The sequence below is a fragment of the Haloarchaeobius caseinilyticus genome, assembly GCF_051207395.1.
In the GTDB taxonomy this organism is placed as follows: domain Archaea; phylum Halobacteriota; class Halobacteria; order Halobacteriales; family Natrialbaceae; genus Haloarchaeobius.
Genome location: NZ_JBPJZC010000001.1, coordinates 1,136,683 through 1,158,391 on the forward strand (window position 1 = coordinate 1,136,683; position 21,709 = coordinate 1,158,391).

Genomic DNA, 21,709 nt, shown 5'->3' on the forward strand with positions numbered 1-21,709 from the left:
CCTGTGAGTACGGTGGTGTATCAGAAACGGTTGCGGCGGTGGCAACGGTGTCCGGTGTCGGTAGCCGTGGCGCTGTCCTCTGTCCCGTAGCGACTACCGACGCCGCGCTCAGAGGTGTCGCAGGATGTGCTTGGCCGCGACTTCGTCGCCGTTCTCGAACTCGGGTGCTTCCGGCGGTTGCTTCACTGCGCGGGCGACGTGGGGCACCGAGTGCTCGACCTGAAAGCCACAGATACCCTGTTTCTCGATGACTCGCGAGACGCCGTGTTGTTCGTCGGTGAAGGGCCAGATGACGCACGGGGTACCAGCGACGGCCGCTTCCATCACGGTCGAGTAGCCCGAGCAGACGACCACGTCGGCGGCGCGGAGGTGTGGGAGCATCGCCGGGACGGCGTCCCAGTCGTCACCCCCGACACGGGTCACGTCGTGGCCGTCGGCTTCGAGGCGTGCTTCCAGTTCGTCGAAGCAGGCGGAGTAGTGACTCGGGACGAGCAGTGCATCGGTCGGGTCTGGGTCGGCCTCGCCGTCGCCTTCGAGGGCGATGGGCGGAATGTGTGAGACACCGACGGGGTCGTCTTCACACGGCGGCCACACAGCAGGGTAGAGGAATTGCTCGCCCGCGTTCAACTGGAACTTCGTGAGTAGCCACGTGAACAGCTCTTCGACGACCGCGTCGTAGAAGTGCGGCGAGTTGTGCGTGAGCACGTGCAGCGGCGTGTCGGTGATGGCGGCGGCCATCGCCGCGAACATGTCGTCGGTGACGATGGCGTCGGGTTCGAGTCGGCGCAGCCAGCCCACGTAGTCGAAGACGCGCTTGCCACTCATCGGGACGCTGTGCGTGAGGACGCGCAGTAAGTTACCACCGTCCTGATAGTCACCGATGTAGTCCACGACCGCGGGAACGAACTCCTCGTAGCCCTGCAGTTCGACGAACTTCTGGCCGGGGCCGCCTCCGGCGAGGTGAACCGTCACACCTTCGTCTTCGAGGGCCTGCGCCACGGCGAGCATCCGTGTGGCGTGGCCTGCTCCTTCGGGATAGTGGGCGACGGCGACGACGGGGTCCATGGAGGAACGTCACTTCGCGGTGCGCAAGAAGTTTTTGAATTCCGAGGCAAGTTCGGTGCGTCATATCCCCGCGCAGTGTGGGGATTTTGTCGGTGCTTACGTCGATTCCTACCCACCCGGTCTGGCGCGCGCTTGCGAACGTGCCTGAGCGAACGCGAAGGCCGTGAGGAGAACTCGCGCGAGGGGCGAGGAGGCAGAAACCTGCGATTTCTGACGACGAGTCGGATGGGGAGGGTGTGACTGCGGTATCTTCCATCGGCGTTAGTGGACTGATAGCCAACTGTTCCACCAACTGCCACGACTGTGGAAACGTCTCGGCCATGTAGTACAGCGGCTCGGCGAGAATCACTGCGCACCTATCGAATCGCCAGCAACATCTGTCCCGTCGGGGGGACTTATGACCCAGCGTGGCCACCTCCCGCACATGAGCGACCGACACGAGAAACCCGAACACCTCCGAAGCCGCGAGGTGACAGAGGGACCAGAACGCGCCCCGCACCGGGCGATGTTCCGCGCGATGGGCTACGACGACGCCGACCTCTCGTCGCCGATGATCGGCGTGGCGAACCCGGCAGCCGACGTGACGCCCTGCAACGTCCACTTAGACGACGTGGCCGACGCGGCCATCAACGGCATCGAAGCGGCAGACGGCATGCCCATCGAGTTCGGCACCATCACCATCTCCGACGCCATCTCGATGGGGACCGAGGGGATGAAAGCCAGCCTCATCTCGCGCGAAGTCATCGCCGACTCCGTCGAACTCGTCTCCTTCGGCGAGCGCGTCGACGCACTGGTGACCGTCGCGGGCTGTGACAAGAATCTGCCCGGGATGTTGATGGCCTCCATCCGGACCGACCTCCCGAGCGTCTTCCTCTACGGCGGGTCCATCATGCCTGGCGAGCACGAGGGCCGCGAAGTCACGGTCCAGAACGTCTTCGAGGGCGTCGGCGCGGTCGCCTCCGGCGAGATGACCGAGGACGAACTCGACGACCTCGAACGCCACGCCTGCCCCGGCGCTGGCTCCTGTGGCGGCATGTTCACCGCGAACACGATGGCCTCCATCGCCGAGACGCTCGGCATGGCCCCACTCGGAAGCGCCAGCCCGCCCGCCGAGTCCGACGAACGCTACGAGGTCGCCGAGCGCGCCGGCGAACTCGCGCTCGACGTGGTCGAAGCAGACCGCAAGCCATCGGACATCCTCTCGAAGGAGTCCTTCGAGAACGCCATCATGCTGCAGGTCGCCATCGGCGGCTCGACGAACGCCGTACTCCACCTGCTCGCGCTCGCGGCCGAGGCAGGCATCGACCTCTCCATCGAGGAGTTCGACGAAATCAGCCATCGGACGCCCAAAATCGCCGACCTGCAACCCGGCGGCACGCGCGTCATGAACGACCTGCACGAGGTCGGCGGCGTGCCGGTCGTGCTGCGCCGACTGCTCGACGGCGGCTACCTCCACGGCGACGCCATGACCGTGACCGGTCGAACGATGGCCGAGGAAATCACCCACCTCGAACGCGAGGGTGACCTCCCCGACGACGAAGCCATCGACGTGGACTTCCTCTACCCGACCGACGACCCGCTCCACGAGGAGGGCGCAATCAAGATTCTGACCGGGAATCTGGCACCCGACGGCGCGGTCCTCAAGGTCACCGGCGAGGACAACTTCCACCACGAAGGCCCGGTTCGCGTCTTCGAGAACGAAGAGGAGGCGATGCAGTACGTGCAGGAAGGCCACATCGAATCGGGTGACGTCATCGCGATTCGGAACGAAGGACCCCGCGGCGGCCCCGGCATGCGCGAAATGCTCGGCGTCACCGCGGCCGTCGTCGGCGCGGGCCACGAAGACGACGTGGCGCTGCTCACAGACGGCCGGTTCTCCGGCGCGACCCGCGGCCCGATGGTCGGCCACGTCGCCCCCGAGTCCTACGTCGGCGGGCCAATCGGCGCGCTGGAAGACGGGGATGTCGTGACTGTGGACATCCCGAACCGAGAACTCTCGGTCGACCTCTCGGACGACGAAATCGAGGAACGGCTGGACGCTCGCGACGAGCCAGAACCGGCGTACACCTCCGGCGTGCTGGCGAAGTACGGCCGCGACTTCGGGTCCGCCGCGAACGGTGCGGTGACGAACCCGGCCGTGAAACGGGACTGAGTTCGGGTCCTTTCTGTTCGATGGGAGGTTTCACAGCCGGTTTGGCGCGCGCTGTCTCAGAATCGCTCTGCGATTCTGATGGCCAGTGAGAGCCTGCTCTCACGCTGGTGAGCGTTCCTCGCGCAGTGAGACCGCGAACCGTAGCCGCGCGAGGGATGAGACGCGCCGCTTGCGGTGCGTCGAATCGGTTGGGGAGGACGTGGCTGCGGTCATGTGCACCAGCATTCGTGACCTGTTTCTCTATCTTGTGAACTGCGACGACGCTCTCCACCGCCTGAACTGGGACGACGACTGAGAATCGCGACCGAGAGAAAGCTTACTTCCACGACACTCATCTGACACGGCAGCATGCGACAACTATCGCGGCGTGCCCTCCTCACGAGCGCCGCAGCAGCGACGGCCACCGCCACACTCGCAGGCTGTCTCGGCGGCGGTGACGACGCGCCAGAGTCGGTCAGACTGACTGAAGTGTACCTGAAGAACGAGAGCGAGACAGCACATACGCTCCACCTCGAACTGTCCCGCGACGACGAGCGCCAGTTCGAAGAATCGATTCCCGTTCGCGGCCGAACCGACGAGCAAATCTACAACGCGAACGTCGCCCCGCCGGACTTCGAGTCGGTCGCTGGCCACTGGGTAATCCGGGCACGACTCGACGACGAATCGACCGCACACGAGCTCACCAGCGACCAACTCACGGCGAAAGACGGCTGTGTTCGGGCGCTCGTCTCGGTCGAACGTGACGACAGCGTCGCCTACGCCTCCGGAATCGGCCCGGACCAGTGTACGGCCGACGATTCCTGGCGCGACGACGATTAGCGGGCTTCTTCCCAGTCGACCACACGCGCCGCCAACACGACACTCCCGACACCCAGTACGACACCCGCAGCCACGTCCGTCGCCCAGTGGATGCCGAGGTACATCGTCGCCACACAGACGCTCACCGCGCCGAAGACGCTCATCCACGCCCAGCGGGGGTAGCCGTCCCGATGCCGAATCGCGAGCGTCGCCGCCGTCACCGACATCGACGCGTGCAGCGACGGGAACACGTTCGAGTTCGAGTTCACCTCGCCGGTGAGTAGCTGGGTGTCCGGATACGTCGAGTACAGCAGCGGGTCGACCATGTCCGGGAGCATGTTCCGCGGCCCGTACGAGATGAACAGGATGTAACAGACCAGCCCGATGGAGTAGTTCAGCGTGTACGAGAGGATGGTCTCTTTGAGCGGGCGCGGGTCGCGCAGTGCGACGTAGAGGACGACGGGGAACGTGAGCAAGAACACGTAGCCCGGCAGGTAGATGAACGAGAAGTAGCTAGTGAGCCACGGTGTCTGGATGGACTGGACGGTGGCGACGAGCGTTCCCTCGACGGCGTACAGTTCGTCGGTGACGTTCCAGCCGATGACCCACGAGAGGTCGGGACCGGCTTCACGGGCGACCCGATTGACGAGCAAGACGACGCCGAGCACGACGAGGTAGGGCACTAACTCGCGAACTTTCGTCCGAATCCCGCCGCGTGCGACGTCCAGTGACCGTCGGTCGAGCAGGACGACGCCGACGACGACGTACAGCAACAGCGTGCCGAGCAAGACGCTCCCCGTGACGGCGAGGAGACTCATCGTGGCTCACCCGCCCGCCCCGTCATCGTGAGAGCAACGCCCCGTTGTTGGAGTAGCGATAGCCGGCGTCGACGAACGCCTGCTTCGCTCGCTCGACGTTCAGTTCGCCGTCCTCGCCCGGGAACGGGAAGTTCGGGTCGGTGCCAGACCACTGGAGCGATTTCGGGACCAGTTGGTCCATCGGGAGCGGACTCACCGTCGGTTGGGCGAAGCCGCCCATGAACTCGTCGACGATGTACGACCGGTCGAGCAACGCGGCGACCGCCTGTCGGAAGCGGATGTTACTGAACGGAGCCGAGCGCACGTCGAAGCCGACGTGGTACGGCGACGGCGAGTTAGTGACGCGGAGTCGCACGTCGGCTGCACCGCCGACTGGTTCGACCGCCTCAGCCGACAGCGACGTCGCAGACACGTCGGCCTCGCCGCGGAGGACGAGTCGGCGTGCGACGGCCGTAGAGGGGACCACCCGGAAGTGGAGTTTCTCGAAGTCGAACCCGTCGACGCGGTCGGGGAGGCCAGTACGGTCCTCCCGGTGCAGGAAGTGGTCGTCGTTGCGCGAGAGCGTGAGTGAATTCCGGGTGGCGTGCGACTCGTAGCGAAGCGGGCCACTGCCGACCGGGTTCATGTTCTCGCGGACGAGTGCTCGCGTCACGGGACCGTTCTGGACGCCCGGAACGTTCGCTTGCTCGCTCGCGCGTTCCCAGTCGTGTTTCGGGAGGACCGGGACGGTCAGTGCGCGCCAGGCGACGCGCGGACTGCACTCACCGAACGACAGGCGGACCTGCGAGTCGCCGATCGCCGACGCCGACTCGACGAGGCTGACTCGGCCGCGGAACGCGGGTGCCGGCAGTGGACTCTCCATGCGACCGAGCGACGTGTCCTGTAGGAACTCGTAGGTGAACGCCACGTCCTCGGCCGTCACCGGTTCGCCGTCGTGCCACGCGCACTCGTCGCGGAGGGTGACGATAGCGGTCGGCGTCCCGGCCGCCGAGTTCTGTTGCCAGTCGATGCTGTCGGCGAGCCACGGACGGAACTGTCCGCCGACCTCGCGTGCGAGCGAGTCGTACAACAGACTCGGAACGACCCAGTCGCCACGGTACTCGGTCGCGATCGGGTTGAGGTTCTCCGTCGGCCGGCCGTCGTCGAGCGTCGCCGTCAGGGTGTCACCGCCGGCGGCGTCTCCGGCGTCGAGGGTACAGTAGCCGACCGGCGAGTGGAGGAGCCCGTCGCTCTCGTAGTGGACGCGCTCGTTTCGCACCGCCCGGACCTGGTTCGGGAACGCGATGGGGACGAACGGGAGCGAGCGCGCGAGCCGCTGTTGCAGCGTCGCGAGCACGGACCCGCGTCGCGAACCAGTGAGGCGACGCTGTCGGTCGAGCAGGTCGTCGACACCGAGGGTCGAGTAGCCGAAGGGGTTCTGCCACCCCGGTTCGACGACGAACTTCGAGTGCAACAGTGACCAGAGCGCGTCCGGGTCAGTGATCGGTGGGAATCGCCAGACGTAGCAGTCGAACGACTGCTTGAACAACACGTCGATGAGCAGGTTCTCGCGACGCATCAGTTCGACCGAGGCGTCGATACCCACGTGTTGGAGTCGCGTCGCCAGATAGCGCGCCATTCGCGTCGCAACCGGGTCGTCGTCGGCTGGGACGGTCTTGACGGTGAGCGATACCTGACTCGGGTCGGACCGGTTGAGCATCGAGTGTGCTTGCTTCGCACAGCCGGCGCTCGACGCGGCACCCGCAGTTGCGAGGCCGGCGAGTACGCGACGACGACTGACCGCCGAGTCTACCGATGGAGGGGAGGTGAACGGGTTCTGCATGGATTCAGAGGAAATCGAGGAGTGGCCACACTACCGCGGCGGTCCAGCAGACCACCCCAGCAGCGAGGAGTTCGTTCGCGCGCCAGTGCCGTTCGTGCCGGACGCTGCCGGCCGCTGCGACGGCGGTGAGTGCGACCACGAGGGCCAGTCGCTGGACGATAACGTACCGGGGAATCACCGCGATTCCCATGTGGCCGTAGTCGAGGACGACGCCAGTGAGGAGCCCAAGTGCTGCGACGAGGGCACTCTCGGCGAACCCGAGTCCGGCCGCGAAGTGGTACGCACATATGGGTATACCCAGTACCAGCAGGGGGTAAAAAACGGCGGCGATGTACTTTGGGTTCTCGACGAGTTGCCACGTCTCGACAGTGACGCTGCCAGCCCGGACGGCCAGCGGAAATACGGCCAGCGTTCCGAACAGGAAGACGTGGTTGCGAGTGACGCTCCACTCGGCACGGAACTGTTCGAGCGCGTCGGTCGCTTCCTGCTGGAGGTCTCCCAGTCCGGTCTGTAACTCGTCGAGTTCGTCGGTGGCCATGCCCAGTCCGAGCGTCGCGCCCGTGAGGACGAACAGCGACCACGCACCGTGACTGTCGGTCGACTGGGCTGGCCCGTCACGGACACCTGCTGGCTGGTCGGTGGCGACCACCGACTGCTGGTTGCCGGTCGCGTCGACACCGATGGGTGGGACGCTGCCGTCTCGCACATCGACGACGGTGACCCAGCCGTCCGAGTCGAGGATGCCGCCGTTGGCGAATCGTTCGCGGCTCACGCGCTCGACCGTCGGAACGCCGTAGAACTGCTGTTCGACGTACACCTGTCCGGCGGCGGTGCTGCCGACGGTGTGGCGCAGTCGAAACCAGTCCCAGTGTTCGTTGTGGGCCTGAATCGCGGTCGCGCCCGCCCCGTCGGTCGGCACCTCGTACAGGCGGACGTGCTGCCGGCTGCCGAGGTAGGACCCGACGTGGAGTTGGCTGTACTCTTCGGCCCAGGTACCGGTTCCGTCGTCCAGTTGCCGGACGTACGTGTAGCGGGTCGCACCGTGGGTCGCGTCCCACGCTGCGCCGTCGAGCGCCGGCAGCACGCTCTCGTTCGAGGCCTCGTCGACGGTCGCGTCCGGGAGTTGCCGTGTCAACATCGCCTGAACGAGGTCGGGGTCTTCGTGGACCAGTACGTTCAACGGCAGCGTGAGCGTCTCGAAGCGTTGTGACCGACTCGTGTAGGGCCACAGGGCGTTCTGGCCGTCCTCGTGGACCGTCACGAGCTTCACGTCGTCGGGGGACTTGTACTCGTCCGAGTTCGCGGTCGACCCGCTATCGAAGCTAACCATCGCGACAGCCACCAGCAGCGCGAGCAGCAACACTAACCGGCTGCGGGAGACACGCGATGACCCTGTCATCTGTTCGCAGTCTACCAGTGGGAGGGGGATAATTATGTAGGGGTTAAGTGTTAGGTCCGTCCCGACCCACCCCTCTACAATGCCTCCATCACGCCCATCGACTTTCGTTTCTCCCGATGTTATCGACTCTATAGTAAACCCCGGCGCGCGCGTCTAGTCATATAGATGCCGTCGAGACGAGCCCTCCGTATCGTCCTCGGAGCAGCCTTGCTGCTCTCTGTGGCGACTGTAACGTTCGGACTGGTGACTGCGGACACCGAGACAGACCTCGCGACGGCCGACGCAAACGTGTCGGCTGCCGAGCCACGTGACGGAATAACCGTCGTTGCAACGGATTCCAACAGTTGGCTCGGGGATGCGAGCGGTGGTCCCCGCTCGCGCGCCGAGCTCGTCGCGTTCGCACCCAACGGGAGCGTCATGTACTACAACGATTCGCACACTCGGTACTGGGACGTTGACCCGGTCGAGGGAACGAACGCAACCGTCGAGTACCTGTACGCAGACCATCTCACGCCCGAAGCGTGTGACGCCGAAACCGTCTGTACCGAGAACGGTATCGAGCGCGTCAACCTCACGACCGGCGAAGTAACAGACATATACTCGCGAGTAACGCCGGGCAAACACTCGACCCGGTGGCACGACGGCGACCGCATCTCCGAGACGGAGTACGCCATCGCCGACATCGCCAAAGACCGCGTGTTCGTCGTGAACACGAGCACGGAACTCGTCGAGTGGTCGTGGGACGCCCAGGCCGACTACCCGCTCTCCGGCGGCGGTCCCTACCCCGAAGACTGGACGCACGTCAACGACGTGGAAGTCCTCGAAAACGGGACGCTGATGGCCAGTCTGCGTAATCAGGACCAGGTCGTCTTCCTCGACCGCGAGACCGGCCTCGTCGAGAACATGACGCTCGGCGAAGACGGCGACCACGACACCATCTACGAACAGCACAACCCGGACTACATCAACGAGTCGAACGGCGGGCCGGCCGCCATCGTCGCCGACTCCGAGAACAACCGCATCATCGAGTACCAGCGCGGTGAGGACGGCAACTGGACCGAAAGCTGGCGCTACACCGACGCGCGACTCCAGTGGCCCCGCGACGGCGACCGCCTCCCGAACGGGAACACACTCATCACCGACTCGAACGGTAATCGCGTCCTCGAAGTCGACCAGAACGGCAACATCGTCTGGAGCGTCGACATCGCGTTCCCGTACGAGTCAGAGCGCCTCGGCACCGGTGACGAGAGTACCGGCGGCCAGAGCATGCAGTCGCTGAACGGCGAGTCCCGAACCGAGGACGACTCGGACGGGAACGTCTCCGCGAGTGCCGGGAACATCGCCGGCGCCAGCGCCAACAGCGGCACCGGCGGCGAGAGCGGCGTCTTCGCCAGCATCTGGGGCGGCATCAAGGACGTCATGCCGTCGAAGGTGTCGCAGGCGGTCTCGTACGTCAAACCGCTCTGGATGGGCCCGGCGGAGATACTCGCCAGCCTACTCGCCATCGTCGTACTGCTCGTCTGGGTCCCACTCGAACTGTACTGGGCACCCTACAGCGTCTCGCTGCACAGTCCCCTCAGACTCCACCGCGACTGACACCGTCGCGGTTGCTTCGCAACCTCGCAACCCCACCCCACCCCGCTCCGTATGGCACACCGCTCGCACGAATCCCGCACGAACCGCATCGGCACACGACTGGCGACCGTTTCGCTCAGTCAGCGAACGTGGCTCGCCATCCCGCTACTGGCAGCTATCGTCGTCTACGTCAGCTATCTGGCGACCCACCCGTATCCGGCATTCGGCGCCGGCCTGTACGTCGAAATCGCGGACACCATCAGCGCGAACGGCTACGCACTGCCCGCGACGGTACCGGGCTACACCGAGGGTGGCGTCCCGGCCGCGTATCCGCCACTGATGTTCTACCTCACGGCAGTCGTCCGTGACCTCACCGGGGTCGACGCGATGCTGTTCGCCACGATCTTCCCCGGACTCGTCGTCATCGCGACGGTCGTCCCGTACTTCTACGTCGCTCGTGAGTTCCTCGCGACCGACCGACGCGCAGCGTTCGCCACGCTCATCTTCGCCGTCGCGCCGCCGGTGCTCCAGTGGCACCTCTCCGCTGGTGGACTCAACCGCGCGCCGGCGTTCTTCCTCGTCGTCACGGGCGTCTACGCCGGGATTCAACTGTTCCGCCACGACGACCTGCGCTGGCTCGGTCCGGCACTCGGCCTGTTCTCGCTCACCATCCTGACGCACCCGACCTACGCGGTCTGCTTCGGGCTGAACTACCTGCTGCTGTACGCCGCCTTCGACCGGACGTCCCGTGGTCTCGTCCACGGCGCGGTGGTCGCACTCGGCGGCGTCCTCGTCACCGCGCCGTGGTGGCTCACCGTCGCCGGCACGCACGGGTTCGACGTGTTCACGGGCGCAGCGGGCACCCACTCGGGCCTCGGCGGCGGCACGGGCCGGCTGTACGACGAGTTCGTCCAGCCGATTACGGACAAGAACGTCGAGACGCCGTTCTTCCTCGCAGCGTACGCTGGCAGCCTGTACGCACTCGTGAAGCGTCGGTTCTTCCTTCCCGTCTGGCTGTTCGTCTCGGCGTACGTTCTCGGGAAACTCCGCTTCCAGTTCCTCGCGGCGAGCCTGCTCATCGCGATTCTCGTCTTCGAACTCGCGCCGCGCCTCGCCGACCGGGTGGACGACTACGCCATGCCCGACTGGCGCGCAACCCTCTCGTTCGTCATCGTCGGACTCGTCGCGCTCTCGGCTCTCGTCGCCGGGTCGGCCTACGCGGCCGGGGCCGTCGACGCCCACGCTGGCTCCCCCTCGCAACCGGCATTCGTCGACGAGCACGACGTCGACGCGATGGAGTGGGCCGCGGCGAACACCGTCGAAGGAGAGGACTTCGTCGTGTTGGGTGACGCCGCGGAGTGGTTCCCGCTGTACACCGACCGGACCATCCTCGTCGGCCCGTGGGGCGTCGAGTGGACCACGCCCGCCCAGTACGAACACCACCTGAATATGTTCCGCGACACGTCGACCTGTAACCGGGCAGCCTGTATCACCAGCCAACTCGAGGACTCTGGGCACAACCCGGAGTACATCTACGTCCCGAAGGGCCACTACACCGTCCGCGGGATGTCGCACCAGCAGTCCTCGGGAATGGTGCACTCACTGGAGCAGAGCGACCGCTACCAGAAGGTGTACGAGAACGACGGCGTGCTCATCGTGAAGGTGACTGTCAGCGACGACGCCGCGGCAGGCACCGACCGTGTCGAGCAGTCCGCTGCACTGGCCATCGAGAACCTACGCGCACCGGCCGACGACTCGCCCACTCGGCCGACGGCAGACCGTCCGCGTCGGTCTCGGACGAGTCTCCACGACTCATCACTGCCCGTAGTGTCGACTCCACAATAGTCAGGGAAAGCCACTAAAACGCCACAACGTCAGTCAGTCACCCGGTTTATCGGACGTTGTGTTCAGAGTTCGGTAGTTCGCTGGTCGGTACGACGTTTACTCGATTGTCGTGAGCCGTGTCCTGTATCCATTCGAGGTCGAACCCGACACGCCGGTATACCCGCGCCGAGCGCGGGGACCAGTCCGACTCGGTCTCCAGTCGGACGGTCAACGTCTCGGTCGGGTCGAACGTGACGGTTTCTCCCCCGAGGACGAGACGAACTTCACCGTCGCGCTCGAACTGGTCGGCCAGTACGCGGAGACACGCGGCGATTTCGGCCCGGGACTTTTGCTCCTCGGTTTCGATTTCAACCACGTGATTACCTAGTCCTCATTCACATATAAGCCAGCGCGTGTCTCAATTTACCGAGTTGACCGGCCGAGTCAGCCGTTTCTGGGCCGGTACTCACGCGTCGGCACTCGACGGCGATGACGTCGAAGCGAGCGTCATCCAACCGGTCGGCGCGCCATCGATTCCCACACAGCGGACCTGGCGCTGGCCGTTGCGACGGCGAACCCGAATCATGCCGTCGAACAGGTGTTTGAGGCGTTCGAAGTCGGTCCCGTCGGTGACGTTCGTGTAGATGGGAAACAACGTACACGCTTCGCGCGATTCCGACAGCAAGAGCAACTGGTGGGCGTAGCGAGTGACCGTCTCCGAGTCGGCCGAGACGAGCAACGTCGACAGCGAGTCGAACACGAGATGTCGTCTGTCGACGTCGCGCTTCCACAACGTCTCCAGACACTCGTGGACGGCCATACTCGTCCCAGTCAGGTCGGTCGGCGACGGGACGCTCCAGTGGAGGTCACGCGGCGACGACCTGACCACGTCGTGCGTCGGCGTACAGTCGACGACGCCGAGGCGGTCGCGCCCGAGCGTCGTCGCCGCACGACTCATCCGGTCGAGGACGGTCCTCGGGGCGTCGCGTGTCGTGACGAGGACGGCACCGTCGCCCGGTTCAGCCGCTCTGTCGAGGAGGCGACTCGGGACGGTTCGGACGGTTTCGGGACTCGGCCCGGCGACCAACAGGTTCCGGTGGCGCGCGAGCGTCTCGTCTGAGAGAACGTCGGTGAATCGATGCGTCGATGACACGTCTTGCCTCGGTCGAAGCTGTTAGATAGAGGACTGCTCAGCGTCTTAGCACTGTCGGTGAGTCACTGCTCGTTCGGCCACCATCCGGCCTCACTGCGCGTCGAAGGACACCGAGACGACCGCCGCGTCGTCGTACTGTTTGAACCGCGGATGCTGCTCGCACTCGGGGTCGTTTCGCTCGATGGTCCGGATGCGGTCCATCGCCGCAGCCGGTCCCTCCTGTCGGATGAACGCGCTTGCCTTCCCCCAGTCCCTGAACACGTCGTAGGGGCGGACCAGCGGTTCGAACCCATCCGTGAACAGACAGCAGTCGCTCACACCGGGTCGCTCGCCCGAGCGAGCGTGGTCGACCGCGTCGGGGTCGAGACTCAGCGTCCAGTAGCCATCGAGTGTGTTCTTCGCCCGGCGCATCGTCTCGAGGGTCGGCAGGATGGCCTCGAACGCCTCGGCGTGGGTCTTTCCGTCTGCAGTCTTCCGTCGCTCCAGTTGTATCAGCGCCGACTCGTCCATGTGTCGCGGTCCCTGCCCGAACGTCGCGTCGAACTCGCGCCCGCGCCGAACCACGAAGCTCGCGTCGCCGAGGACGACGAACTCGACACCCTCCTCGTCCCACCGAACGAGGGCGATGGCTGCCGATGGCTCGTCCGCCGCGTCGACCGCATCTGGGTCGTCGACCAGCGCGGCGAACTCGGCGGCGACGTGTTCGACACAGTCGCGCAGAATCTCGGTCAGCGGTGCGTCGTCGCAGGCGTGCGCCCGGAGGTAGGCGTCCACCTGCTTGACGTACCACGTCGCGTCCGTTTCACACGGCGTATACTGTTCGTCAGTCAATCCCGTCGCGCCGTCTAACACCCACGCCGCGTCGTTCGTCAGTGTCGCAACGTCTTCGTTCACGCCCACCCCGGCGTCAACGTATGCGGTTCCCGAATCGAAGTGCACGAGCGACGGGTTGTGTTGCTCAGCCAAGTACTTGATGGCAGAATTGCCCAACGTGACACTCGAGCATCACTGTCGCGTGTGGTGGTTTCACAGACACACTGGCGCGCGCTGGCGAGCGTACCTGAGCAAATGCGAAGGTCGCGAGTCGGCATCGCGCGAGGGACGACGAGCGAGTCGAACCAGAGGTTCGTCGCGTGAGGAGTCGGTTGGGGAGGTTGTGGACGCGGGGAGCGGGGGAGGTGCGGTGCGGTCATAGACTGTCGTGATTCGCGGCTTGCTCGTCGACGCCAGCAGTCACAGCGACGACAGCCACTCACCCGAAGTGCCAACTAAACAACTACTTGTAGCCTTCGCAAGATTCAGTACAGAAACCACGGCCAGCGAGTGACTTACGGTGTTCCGGTGAGAACGACCGCCCGATGATTACGGACCCCCGGGTCCTCCGCGACGAGTGGGTTCCCTCGGAGGTACGCCACCGCAACGCCGAGTTGAACCAACTCTCGACGGCGTTGCGGCCCGTTGGCGAGGGCGACGACCGACCGGGCAACGCCTTCCTGCACGGCCCGCCGGGGACGGGCAAGACCTGCTCTGCGCAGTACATCGTCGAGCAGTTCTGCCGCGAGGTCCCCGACGTCGACTCCCAGTACGTCAACTGCTGGACCGACTCGACGCGATTCGCGGTCCTCGAACGCGTACTGGAAAACGTCGGCGACACGACCGACCTCCACCGGCAGACGACGCCGGTGGACGAACTCGTCCGGCGACTGCGCGACCACGGCGAGCCACAAATCGTCATCCTCGACGAAGTGGACGTGTTGCGCGACACGGCCGTGCTGTACGACCTCTACCAGTTGCCGGCCGTCTCGCTCGTCCTCGTCGCCAATCAGGAAGAGGAGTTCCTCGCCAGTCTCGACCCACGACTCCAGAGTCGCTTTCGCACGTGTACGACCATCCGGATGTCGCCGTACGCGACCGACCAACTGGTCGCTATCCTCTCCGACCGGGTCCGACTCGGCTTCGAGCCCGAGGCCGTCTCGACCGAGCAACTGGAGCGAATCGCCGACGCGGCCGCCGGCGACGCCCGCCTCGGTATCGGCATCCTCCGAACCGCCGCCCAGACCGCACAGGAGCGCGGGGCAGAACGTATCGTCGCCGAACACGTCACGAGCGCGGTCCCGGCGGCCGAACACGACGTTCGCCGCCAGACGCTCTCGAAGCTCACGGCCCACCAGCGCGTGCTCTACGAAATCGTCCACGACCGCGGCGAGGTGGCGAGCGCGGCCCTTCACGAGGCGTACGAGTCGCGCGTCGACGAGCCACACGTCGCCAGAACCCGGCGAAAACACCTGAACAAACTCTGCGAGTACGACCTGCTCGCCAAGTCGGGCGAGGGCCGGGCCCGGACGTACCGGGTCGTCGAACCCGCGCCGAGTCCGTGACTGGCGACGGGTGAAACTGCCCCGCGGCACCGACCTGCCACAGGCGGAACCTTTGTCGTGCCGCGGTCATACGCTACGGGTATGGACACTGCGGACGACGACAACAAATGGCGTTGTGCCAGTTGTGGGCACATACACGAGTCGTACAACCCGCCCTGTCTCCGCTGTGCCGGTGAGCGACTCGTTCGCGTGGGTGCAGACGGGGACGCCACCGGCGGCGAATCCGCCGCCAGCGACGAGTTCGGTGGCGACACCGCCAGTGGGCACGGGCAGGACCGCGAGGAATCAACGCAGTCGGAGTGGGACGACTCCCGGTTCGAGTCGGTCGCCACGAGCGACACGAGTGACACCGGCTGGGGGACAGGCGACACCCAGCAGACGGTGACCGAACAGCAGCCGGCCGACCCGTCGGTGCAGTACCTCTGCAAGGAGTGTGGCGAGTTGCACCAGCACGAACACCCGGTCTGTCAGAACTGCGGCGAACCCGACCTCGCGGCGATTCGGGAGGTCACCGAAACCGCCGGCGACTGGGAGGACCCGGCACCGTCGTCGGGCGGATTGTTCGGCGTCCTTTCGGGGCTGCTCGATACCCTGTCGACCGTCGTCGCGTGGGCGTTCGGCCTACTCGCGCTGTTCACCGGCGTGAGCGTGTTCATGTTCGGGGTCGGGGAACTGAGCCTCGGGCTGGCGATCTCTGGGCTCTTCGCGACGAGTGCAGGCACGATTTCGCTCCCGCCGACGCGCCGACGACTGCTCACTCGCCGTGGTATCAACCTCCCGCGCTGGGCGGTCGTCGTCCTCGTCACCACGCTGTGGGTCGCCAGCAACCTCACGTTGTACGTCACCGACAACGTGCCAGCTGGCGCGATGTAGGGTCGGGTCGACGAACGGCCGTCGACGGCTTCCGGAGGATACGTCGTCGTATCTGACCTACCCGGACGAACTCACCTAACGTAAAGGAACTCGGTGGTTGCCGGGTTACCTCCACTTCGCCGCGAGGCTATTCTCGCCAGTCGCGTACCTCACAGTGAGGGGGAGTACCTCTTCCAGAGCCATGAACCAACGAAACGTCACGAGGAGAGACCTCGTTCGAGCAATCGGTGTCGGGAGTATCTGTCTGGGGCTGGGTAGCGGCGTCGTCGCCGCCGAGGCTGCAGGCGGTTCGAACCCGGTGTCGCCACAGCAACGACGATCAGGGTTGCAAGGGTGTCAGTACAACAGTCGACTCGACGCGTACATCTGTCGGCAGCGCCCCATCGACCCGGAGTTCGGCGGGTTTAGCTGCCAGTACAGTCGTCGCTTCAACGCGTACATCTGCCGCGGTGGCTGGGACAACGACGGTGGCACGGGCATTCGCGGCTGCCGGTACAACTCACGGCTGAACGCGTACGTCTGCCGCAGACGGCCGTACGGCCCTGATTCGAGAGGGTTCCAGTGTGAGTACAGCCGGCGCTACAACGCGTTCATCTGCCGTCGCCGCGGCGGTGGTTCCGGTATGCGCGGCTGCCAGTACAACCGTCGGTTGAACGCGTACGTCTGCCGGAGACGACCGTACGGGCCGGACGCGAACCGGTTCAACTGCCGGTACAGCCAGCGCTTCAACGCGTACATCTGCAGCCGGCGTCGCGGAGAGCCTGAACCACGACCACGGCCGCGGCCAGAACCGCGACCGCAACCGAGGCCGCGTCCGCAGCCCGGCCCGCAACCGCGACCACGTCCGCAGCCCGGCCCGCAACCGCGGCCACGGCCCCGGCCCGGTCCAGGGTCGACCCAGAACGACGACTACTGAGCGGCGCCGAACCGAGTGACCAACTGAGAGCCGTCGTCTCGGCCGGAATCACTTCCGGAATTTTTCCGGAACGCTTTCCGGCCCCTTTCCGGAACGCGGCCGTTCCGGTTTTTCGTGGCCCTGAAACGCTCGTTTTCGGCGGTTCGTGGACTTCCGGAACTTCCGGAACGCACACTCTGTAGCTTTTGTGATAGCTCGACCTCCCCCTTCGCATGGATCCCAGACCGACCCTGGACACCGGGGTGACCCTGCTCGAAACGCCCGGCCAACGCTCGACCGCACTGCACCGACTCGTCGTCGAGACGGCGACGACCGACACCGGCCCAGTCTACTGGGTCGACGCTCGAAACACGGCCGCGGTCGCGGTACTGGCCGACCTCGCCGACTCGCGCCGACTCCTCGCCCGGACGAAAGTCGCCCGGGCGTTCACCGCCTATCAGCACCACGAACTCGTCCGCCAGCTCGTTCGGCGGGTCGATTCCCGGACCAGCCTCGTCGTCTGTCCGAACCTCGGCGCGCTCTACCGCGACGACGACGTGCCAGAGACCGAATCGGCGCGACTGCTCGACGCCAGTGTCACCGTGTTGGCCGACCTCGCCACCGCCTGTGACGTGCCGGTCCTCGTGACCGCTCGAGGTGGTTCGTACGAGCGCGTCGCCCGCGTCGCCGACTGCGAACTCAACTGTACCCGGACTCGGTTCGGCTTCCGGTACGAGGGTGACAGCTTCGAAACCGAAGTGTACCCAGTCGACGGTGGCTGGCAGACGACCATCCCGTACTGGGTCGACCTGTGCGGGGCCGTCACCGAATCCGGCATCGCGCTCGACGCCGACCCGAGCGTCGCGGAGTTGCTGGGGGTAGCCTAAGATGGGCCGCACGAACCCGACCTACCGCGACCACCTGCGGGACTTCGAAGACCGGTACCAGCCGTTCCGCCGGGCACTCCGGCGACAGTACCGCGGCGACTTCGACCGCCTGTTCGAACGCGCCGACGGCCACGCTCACGCCGCGGGCTACCAGCACGGGACCGACCACGAGGTCGACGCGCTGCTGTCGATGCTGGTCTCGCACGAAGCCGAGATTCGGGAACTCCGCGAGCGACTGACCGAACTGGCGGAAGAGACGGCGACAGTCGAGAGCGACGAGGTGACCGACTGATGTTCACTGTCGACTTCCTCGACGACCGAGTCGTCGAGTGGCACCGGACCGCTGATGGCGTCGACGCGGTCGAAGTCGAGGACTACCACCCGACTATCTACGTCGCCGGCCCGGCAGAAGCCCGTGCCGACCTCGAAGCTGCGCTCGCGGCCGACCCGAAGGTCGTCGAGACGGTTCGCGTCCCGAACACGTGGCACCTGGACCTGCACGCCGACGAACCGAGTCCAGTCCTGCGAATCGACTGCGCCAGAGTCGACGAGGTGCGAACACTCGCTCGCGAGATTCGCCACCACCACGAGCGCGGGTCGTACGCGCCCGGCACACTTCGGCTGTACAACGTCGACTTCGCGCCGCAGTTCCGCTACTGCCTCGAAACCGGCACGTCGCCAGTGACGCCGGCCGAGCACGAGTTGCGGACGCTCCGGCTGGCCATCGACGACCAATCGCTGGCGCACGGCGACCTCGCCGCGCTGCGAATCGAGGACGAACCGGCCGGCGGGACCGACACCGCCGCCTTGCGAACGCTCGCGCGGCGACTCGACCGGGTCGACCCCGACGTGTTGCTGGTGAGTCACGGCGACCTCGTCCCGGCCCTCTACGACGCCGCGACCGACTGCGGCGTCGACCTCGATCTCGGCCGCCGGCCCGGCTGGACCCGCCTCGCCGGGGAGAACACGTACGAGAGCTACGGGCAGGTCGGCTACTCCGCCGCCCGGTACGACGTGCCGGGGCGGGCGCTCCTCGTCACCGGGAATAGCTTCCTCTGGAACGCCGCGGGCTTCCCCGGCATCGAGTACATGGTCGAAAAGTCGTGGCGACCGATTCAGGAGACGGGCTGGGCGAGCATCGGGACCGTCCTCACCGCGATGCAGACCAAGAAAGCCTACGCCCGGAAGGTCCTCGTCCCGTGGAACAAGTGGGAGCCGGAGACGTTCAAAGACGCCCGAACGCTGGAACGGGCAGACCGCGGCGGCACCACGCTCGCACCCGAAGTCGGCCTGCACGAGGACGTGCACGAACTCGACTTCGCCTCGCTCTACCCGAACGTCATCTGCCAGCACAACATCAGCGCCGAGACCGTCGGCTGTGCCTGTCACGACGGGCGCGAGGACGTGCCCGTACTGGGCTACAGCATCTGCGACGACGACGGCTTCCTCCCCGAGGTCCTCCAGCCGTTGCTGGACGACCGAGCCGCGGCGAAACGGCGAATCCGCGAGGCAGCAGCCGACGAGGACACGAGCGCGGACGAATCGCGGTCGGCCGCCATCAAGTGGGTGCTCGTCTCCTGTTTCGGCTATCAGGGCTACCGGAACGCGAAGTTCGGCCGCATTGAGTGTCACGAGGCCATCAACGCCATCGCCCGCGAGATACTGCTCGACGCGAAGGACGTCCTCGAAGCCGGCGGCTGGCGACTCGTCCACGGCATCGTCGACTCACTGTGGGTGACCGCCCGGGAGGGCTGCGAGCAGCAGCCACTCGACGAACTCGCCGCCGAAATCTCTGCGGAGACCAGCATCGAACTCGAACACGAGGCCGCCTACGACTGGGTCTGCTTCGTCCCGCGTCGAGGGACGAACGCAGGTGCACTCACCAAGTACTTCGGCCGAACCGAACACGGGAACACGAAACTGCGCGGTATCGAGGCCCGCCAGCGTTCGACCCCGGAGTGGCTCGCCGACTGCCAGCGCGACCTCGTCGACGTGCTCGACGAACAGCGCGAACCCGGCCCCGTCATCGACCGACTGCGGGTCCACCTCTGTGACCTCCGGGCGGGCCGAGTCGACCCAGAATCGCTCGTCGTCACGAAACGCGCCGGCAAGCGACTCGCCGACTACGACCAGGCGACCCACACCGCGGCCGCGCTCCAGCGCTACGAGCGCCACGGCGTCGACCGAAACCCGGGGCAGGCGGTCCGGTACGTCGTCGTCGCGAACGAAGCCAGAAACGCCGAACGCGTCCGCCTCGACTTCGAAGCCCCCGACGAGTACGACGCCGACTACTACGCGGAACTGGCGCTCCGGGCGGCCGAGAGCGTCGTCTCGCCGCTCGGCTGGGACCGCGACGACATCCAGCGCTACCTGCGTGAACGCCGGGACGCCGCGCTATCGGCGTTCCTGTGAACCGGAGAAGGGCGACGTGAACCGCAACAACCGGCTTGGCGCGCGCTTGGGAGACGCGCGAACGACCGTGAGCGTGTCTCCCGGTAGTCGCGCGAGGTCTTCGTGAAATTGTGAAGGAAGGCTTGTGGAAGCTTGCTTCCACAGGGGGCGACGAACGAACCGAAGGTGAGTGAGGAGTCGGTTGGGGAGGGTGTGGCTGCGGTGCTGTGCGGTGGCGGTCATGTACCGTCGTGACTCGTGAACTGCTTCTCGAAGCCAGCACTCACGACGACGACCAGTCGAGAATCACGATTCCGTCCCAAACAGACCACGACGATTGCAACTTTCGAAGAAAAGTAATCGAGAGAACTACACGAGGGCAGTGTCCCCGAGTCTACTCCCCGTCTAGTCCCATCACCTCGTCGAAGTCCCGACTCGTGTCGACCGGTTCGGAGAACGTCAGGTCGTACCCATCGGGACTCGTAAGCGTGACCTCGCGCGTGTTCCACGCGGTCTCGGTCGGGCCGTCGACGCCCGGCCAGTCGGCATCGTGGGCGCGCTCGGCTACGTCGGCGACGGTTTCGTCCACGACGTTGAAGCAGAGGGTCGCGCCGCCACTCCCGACCTGCTCGTCGCCGCTCGCCGGGGCGAGCAACACGTCGGCGTAGCGGCGATAGCGCAGGTGCGAGAGGCCGGGCATCGAGAACACCGTCTCGAAGCCGGCGACCGTCTCGAACCACTCGGCACTCTCGTCGAGATCGGTGCAGGCGAGGCGGGTGAACGCCGGCATCGGGTAGACGTCTGGGTCGTCGCGCTGGTCGCTCATCGGCGTGCCTCCGTCTCGTGGTCGGTGTCGGTCCGACTCACGGTCGCTGCGTCGGTCGTGTGCTGTGCGTCGTGCGTCTGTCGCGTGTGGTGTCGCATCTGTTTGGTCCGTATGTCGTGTGTGGTTCCGCGCCGCCAGCGGTCGCTGGGTGAGTGCTCGCGGCACGGGCCGACCCGATGGCTGGCGCTCGGCCCACGGCGAGTGGCGTGCTCACCGCAGGGCGGGCGAAGGAAGCGAACGGCGCGTTACCGGGTCATCATTGGTGGTGACGACGACGAGCGACGACTTAAAAGAGCGTGTCGAGTGCTACCAAGCGACGTTATCTGTCGGGACCTTCCCACGAGTCCAGCACGTACGACTCGTCGGTGTCCGGGTCGTCGTAGACGAGGACGACGCTGGCGGAACTGAGGTCGAGGTTGTAACCCGGGTTACCGACGGCGGTCGACGACGCGGTGATATCTTCGTCGCCGTTCAGGGGCGGGTCGGTCCATCTGTAACGACCGTCTGCCGAGGTTCCACCGTTCACCGTCGCGCCCGTTACGACGACGTACACGTTGTCACCGTCGACGGTATCGCCACCCTGGTGCGAGACGTTCAGCGTATCGCTCGTCGCGTCCGTGTACTCGAACTCGAACACCGCACTCGGCGACGGCTCCTTCAGCGCGTCGTCAATGTCGAAGACGAACACGCCGACCGAGACGGCCATGATGAGCACGACAGCGACCATGAGCACGGTCGAGATGACCGACGAGATACCCCGGGACTCCCCAGTCCGTGAACCCCAGTTCATATCAATTATTGAAACAGTATCTGATGATGAACGTTGTGGCCACTGTGTGAGGGTATTCCTGAC

Annotated in this window: 19 protein-coding genes; 10 read left to right on the forward strand and 9 right to left on the reverse strand. The window is 65.7% G+C overall.

All coding sequences use genetic code 11. The features are described from left to right. Positions 1-108: 108 nt before the first annotated feature. Positions 109-1,065 carry a glycosyltransferase gene (locus tag ACSC1P_RS06025; RefSeq protein ID WP_435359229.1) on the reverse strand — a complete coding sequence of 319 codons (957 nt, stop codon included), beginning with the start codon at positions 1,063-1,065 and terminating at the stop codon, positions 109-111. A gap of 424 nt (positions 1,066-1,489) precedes the next feature. On the opposite strand from ACSC1P_RS06025, the gene ilvD reads away from it, so the two are divergent. Together ilvD and ACSC1P_RS06035 are read left to right on the forward strand one after the other, a co-directional pair. Next, entirely contained in the window at positions 1,490-3,217 is a 1,728-nt protein-coding gene (gene ilvD, locus ACSC1P_RS06030; RefSeq protein WP_435359230.1) for a dihydroxy-acid dehydratase, read from the forward strand. A 348-nt stretch (positions 3,218-3,565) separates the two neighbouring features. Continuing rightward, the gene (locus ACSC1P_RS06035) at positions 3,566-4,036 is read left to right on the forward strand and encodes a hypothetical protein (RefSeq protein ID WP_435359231.1); all 471 of its coding nucleotides are present in this window, start codon (positions 3,566-3,568) and stop codon (positions 4,034-4,036) included. Here the strand turns inward: ACSC1P_RS06035 and ACSC1P_RS06040 are convergent. Genes ACSC1P_RS06040 through ACSC1P_RS06050 form a run of 3 tightly spaced genes read right to left on the reverse strand, consistent with a single transcriptional unit; the run spans position 4,033 to position 8,054 of the window. Then, complete coding sequence (locus ACSC1P_RS06040) at positions 4,033-4,833, reverse strand: phosphatase PAP2 family protein (RefSeq protein WP_435359232.1); 801 nt, start codon at positions 4,831-4,833, stop codon at positions 4,033-4,035. The genes ACSC1P_RS06035 and ACSC1P_RS06040 overlap by 4 nt on opposite strands. A gap of 22 nt (positions 4,834-4,855) precedes the next feature. After that, positions 4,856-6,655 (reverse strand): ABC transporter substrate-binding protein, encoded by a 1,800-nt coding sequence (locus ACSC1P_RS06045; RefSeq protein WP_435359233.1) that lies wholly within the window; start codon positions 6,653-6,655, stop codon positions 4,856-4,858. Positions 6,656-6,659: 4 nt separating this feature from the next. Continuing rightward, positions 6,660-8,054: a hypothetical protein gene (locus ACSC1P_RS06050; RefSeq protein WP_435359234.1), complete on the reverse strand. Its 1,395-nt coding sequence runs from the start codon at positions 8,052-8,054 to the stop codon at positions 6,660-6,662. A gap of 165 nt (positions 8,055-8,219) precedes the next feature. On the opposite strand from ACSC1P_RS06050, the gene ACSC1P_RS06055 reads away from it, so the two are divergent. Both ACSC1P_RS06055 and ACSC1P_RS06060 read left to right on the forward strand, forming a co-directional pair. Continuing rightward, entirely contained in the window at positions 8,220-9,650 is a 1,431-nt protein-coding gene (locus ACSC1P_RS06055) for an arylsulfotransferase family protein (RefSeq protein WP_435359235.1), read from the forward strand. A gap of 51 nt (positions 9,651-9,701) precedes the next feature. Further along, positions 9,702-11,474, forward strand: coding sequence for an ArnT family glycosyltransferase (locus ACSC1P_RS06060; RefSeq protein WP_435359236.1), 1,773 nt, complete (start codon positions 9,702-9,704; stop codon positions 11,472-11,474). Between the two features lie 46 nt (positions 11,475-11,520). Here ACSC1P_RS06060 and ACSC1P_RS06065 read toward each other — a convergent pair whose 3' ends face one another. The 3 genes from ACSC1P_RS06065 to ACSC1P_RS06075 form a co-directional block, all read right to left on the reverse strand. Beyond that, on the reverse strand, positions 11,521-11,829 hold the full coding sequence (locus ACSC1P_RS06065; protein WP_435359237.1) for an amphi-Trp domain-containing protein: 309 nt from the start codon (positions 11,827-11,829) through the stop codon (positions 11,521-11,523). Positions 11,830-11,919: 90 nt separating this feature from the next. Beyond that, positions 11,920-12,606: a DUF7504 family protein gene (locus tag ACSC1P_RS06070; RefSeq protein WP_435359238.1), complete on the reverse strand. Its 687-nt coding sequence runs from the start codon at positions 12,604-12,606 to the stop codon at positions 11,920-11,922. 90 nt (positions 12,607-12,696) lie between these two features. Beyond that, on the reverse strand, positions 12,697-13,572 hold the full coding sequence (locus tag ACSC1P_RS06075) for a hypothetical protein (RefSeq protein ID WP_435359239.1): 876 nt from the start codon (positions 13,570-13,572) through the stop codon (positions 12,697-12,699). 392 nt (positions 13,573-13,964) lie between these two features. Here ACSC1P_RS06075 and ACSC1P_RS06080 point away from each other — a divergent pair, with 392 nt between their 5' ends. The 6 genes from ACSC1P_RS06080 (at position 13,965) to ACSC1P_RS06105 (ending at position 20,051) form a co-directional block, all read left to right on the forward strand. After that, entirely contained in the window at positions 13,965-14,984 is a 1,020-nt protein-coding gene (locus ACSC1P_RS06080; RefSeq protein WP_435359240.1) for a Cdc6/Cdc18 family protein, read from the forward strand. Between the two features lie 81 nt (positions 14,985-15,065). Beyond that, the gene (locus tag ACSC1P_RS06085; RefSeq protein WP_435359241.1) at positions 15,066-15,857 is read left to right on the forward strand and encodes a hypothetical protein; all 792 of its coding nucleotides are present in this window, start codon (positions 15,066-15,068) and stop codon (positions 15,855-15,857) included. A 181-nt stretch (positions 15,858-16,038) separates the two neighbouring features. Beyond that, a complete protein-coding gene (locus ACSC1P_RS06090; RefSeq protein WP_435359242.1) occupies positions 16,039-16,773 on the forward strand; it encodes a hypothetical protein in 735 nt (244 codons plus the stop codon). Between the two features lie 212 nt (positions 16,774-16,985). Further along, positions 16,986-17,639, forward strand: coding sequence for a hypothetical protein (locus ACSC1P_RS06095; protein ID WP_435359243.1), 654 nt, complete (start codon positions 16,986-16,988; stop codon positions 17,637-17,639). Between the two features lies 1 nt (position 17,640). Then, the gene (locus ACSC1P_RS06100) at positions 17,641-17,931 is read left to right on the forward strand and encodes a DUF8156 family protein (protein ID WP_435359244.1); all 291 of its coding nucleotides are present in this window, start codon (positions 17,641-17,643) and stop codon (positions 17,929-17,931) included. Next, positions 17,931-20,051 carry a type B DNA-directed DNA polymerase gene (locus tag ACSC1P_RS06105; protein ID WP_435359245.1) on the forward strand — a complete coding sequence of 707 codons (2,121 nt, stop codon included), beginning with the start codon at positions 17,931-17,933 and terminating at the stop codon, positions 20,049-20,051. Before ACSC1P_RS06100 ends, ACSC1P_RS06105 begins: the two co-directional genes overlap by 1 nt. Positions 20,052-20,424: 373 nt before the next feature. On the opposite strand, the gene ACSC1P_RS06110 is transcribed toward ACSC1P_RS06105, so the two are convergent. Both ACSC1P_RS06110 and ACSC1P_RS06115 read right to left on the reverse strand, forming a co-directional pair. Further along, entirely contained in the window at positions 20,425-20,856 is a 432-nt protein-coding gene (locus ACSC1P_RS06110) for a VOC family protein (protein WP_435359246.1), read from the reverse strand. A 319-nt stretch (positions 20,857-21,175) separates the two neighbouring features. Then, the gene (locus ACSC1P_RS06115) at positions 21,176-21,646 is read right to left on the reverse strand and encodes a type IV pilin domain-containing protein (RefSeq protein WP_435359247.1); all 471 of its coding nucleotides are present in this window, start codon (positions 21,644-21,646) and stop codon (positions 21,176-21,178) included. Positions 21,647-21,709 lie beyond the last annotated feature (63 nt).

Coding starts and splice junctions, on each gene's coding strand:
- ACSC1P_RS06055 (WP_435359235.1), top strand. CDS start 8,220: ATGCCGTCGAGACGAGCCCTCCGTATCGTCCTCGGAGCAGCCTTGCTG.
- ACSC1P_RS06100 (WP_435359244.1), top strand. CDS start 17,641: ATGGGCCGCACGAACCCGACCTACCGCGACCACCTGCGGGACTTCGAA.
- ACSC1P_RS06090 (WP_435359242.1), top strand. CDS start 16,039: ATGAACCAACGAAACGTCACGAGGAGAGACCTCGTTCGAGCAATCGGT.
- ACSC1P_RS06050 (WP_435359234.1), bottom strand. CDS start 8,054: ATGACAGGGTCATCGCGTGTCTCCCGCAGCCGGTTAGTGTTGCTGCTC.
- ACSC1P_RS06035 (WP_435359231.1), top strand. CDS start 3,566: ATGCGACAACTATCGCGGCGTGCCCTCCTCACGAGCGCCGCAGCAGCG.
- ACSC1P_RS06095 (WP_435359243.1), top strand. CDS start 16,986: ATGGATCCCAGACCGACCCTGGACACCGGGGTGACCCTGCTCGAAACG.
- ACSC1P_RS06110 (WP_435359246.1), bottom strand. CDS start 20,856: ATGAGCGACCAGCGCGACGACCCAGACGTCTACCCGATGCCGGCGTTC.
- ACSC1P_RS06060 (WP_435359236.1), top strand. CDS start 9,702: ATGGCACACCGCTCGCACGAATCCCGCACGAACCGCATCGGCACACGA.
- ilvD (WP_435359230.1), top strand. CDS start 1,490: ATGAGCGACCGACACGAGAAACCCGAACACCTCCGAAGCCGCGAGGTG.
- ACSC1P_RS06025 (WP_435359229.1), bottom strand. CDS start 1,065: ATGGACCCCGTCGTCGCCGTCGCCCACTATCCCGAAGGAGCAGGCCAC.
- ACSC1P_RS06080 (WP_435359240.1), top strand. CDS start 13,965: ATGATTACGGACCCCCGGGTCCTCCGCGACGAGTGGGTTCCCTCGGAG.
- ACSC1P_RS06105 (WP_435359245.1), top strand. CDS start 17,931: ATGTTCACTGTCGACTTCCTCGACGACCGAGTCGTCGAGTGGCACCGG.
- ACSC1P_RS06045 (WP_435359233.1), bottom strand. CDS start 6,655: ATGCAGAACCCGTTCACCTCCCCTCCATCGGTAGACTCGGCGGTCAGT.
- ACSC1P_RS06085 (WP_435359241.1), top strand. CDS start 15,066: ATGGACACTGCGGACGACGACAACAAATGGCGTTGTGCCAGTTGTGGG.
- ACSC1P_RS06115 (WP_435359247.1), bottom strand. CDS start 21,646: ATGAACTGGGGTTCACGGACTGGGGAGTCCCGGGGTATCTCGTCGGTC.
- ACSC1P_RS06040 (WP_435359232.1), bottom strand. CDS start 4,833: ATGAGTCTCCTCGCCGTCACGGGGAGCGTCTTGCTCGGCACGCTGTTG.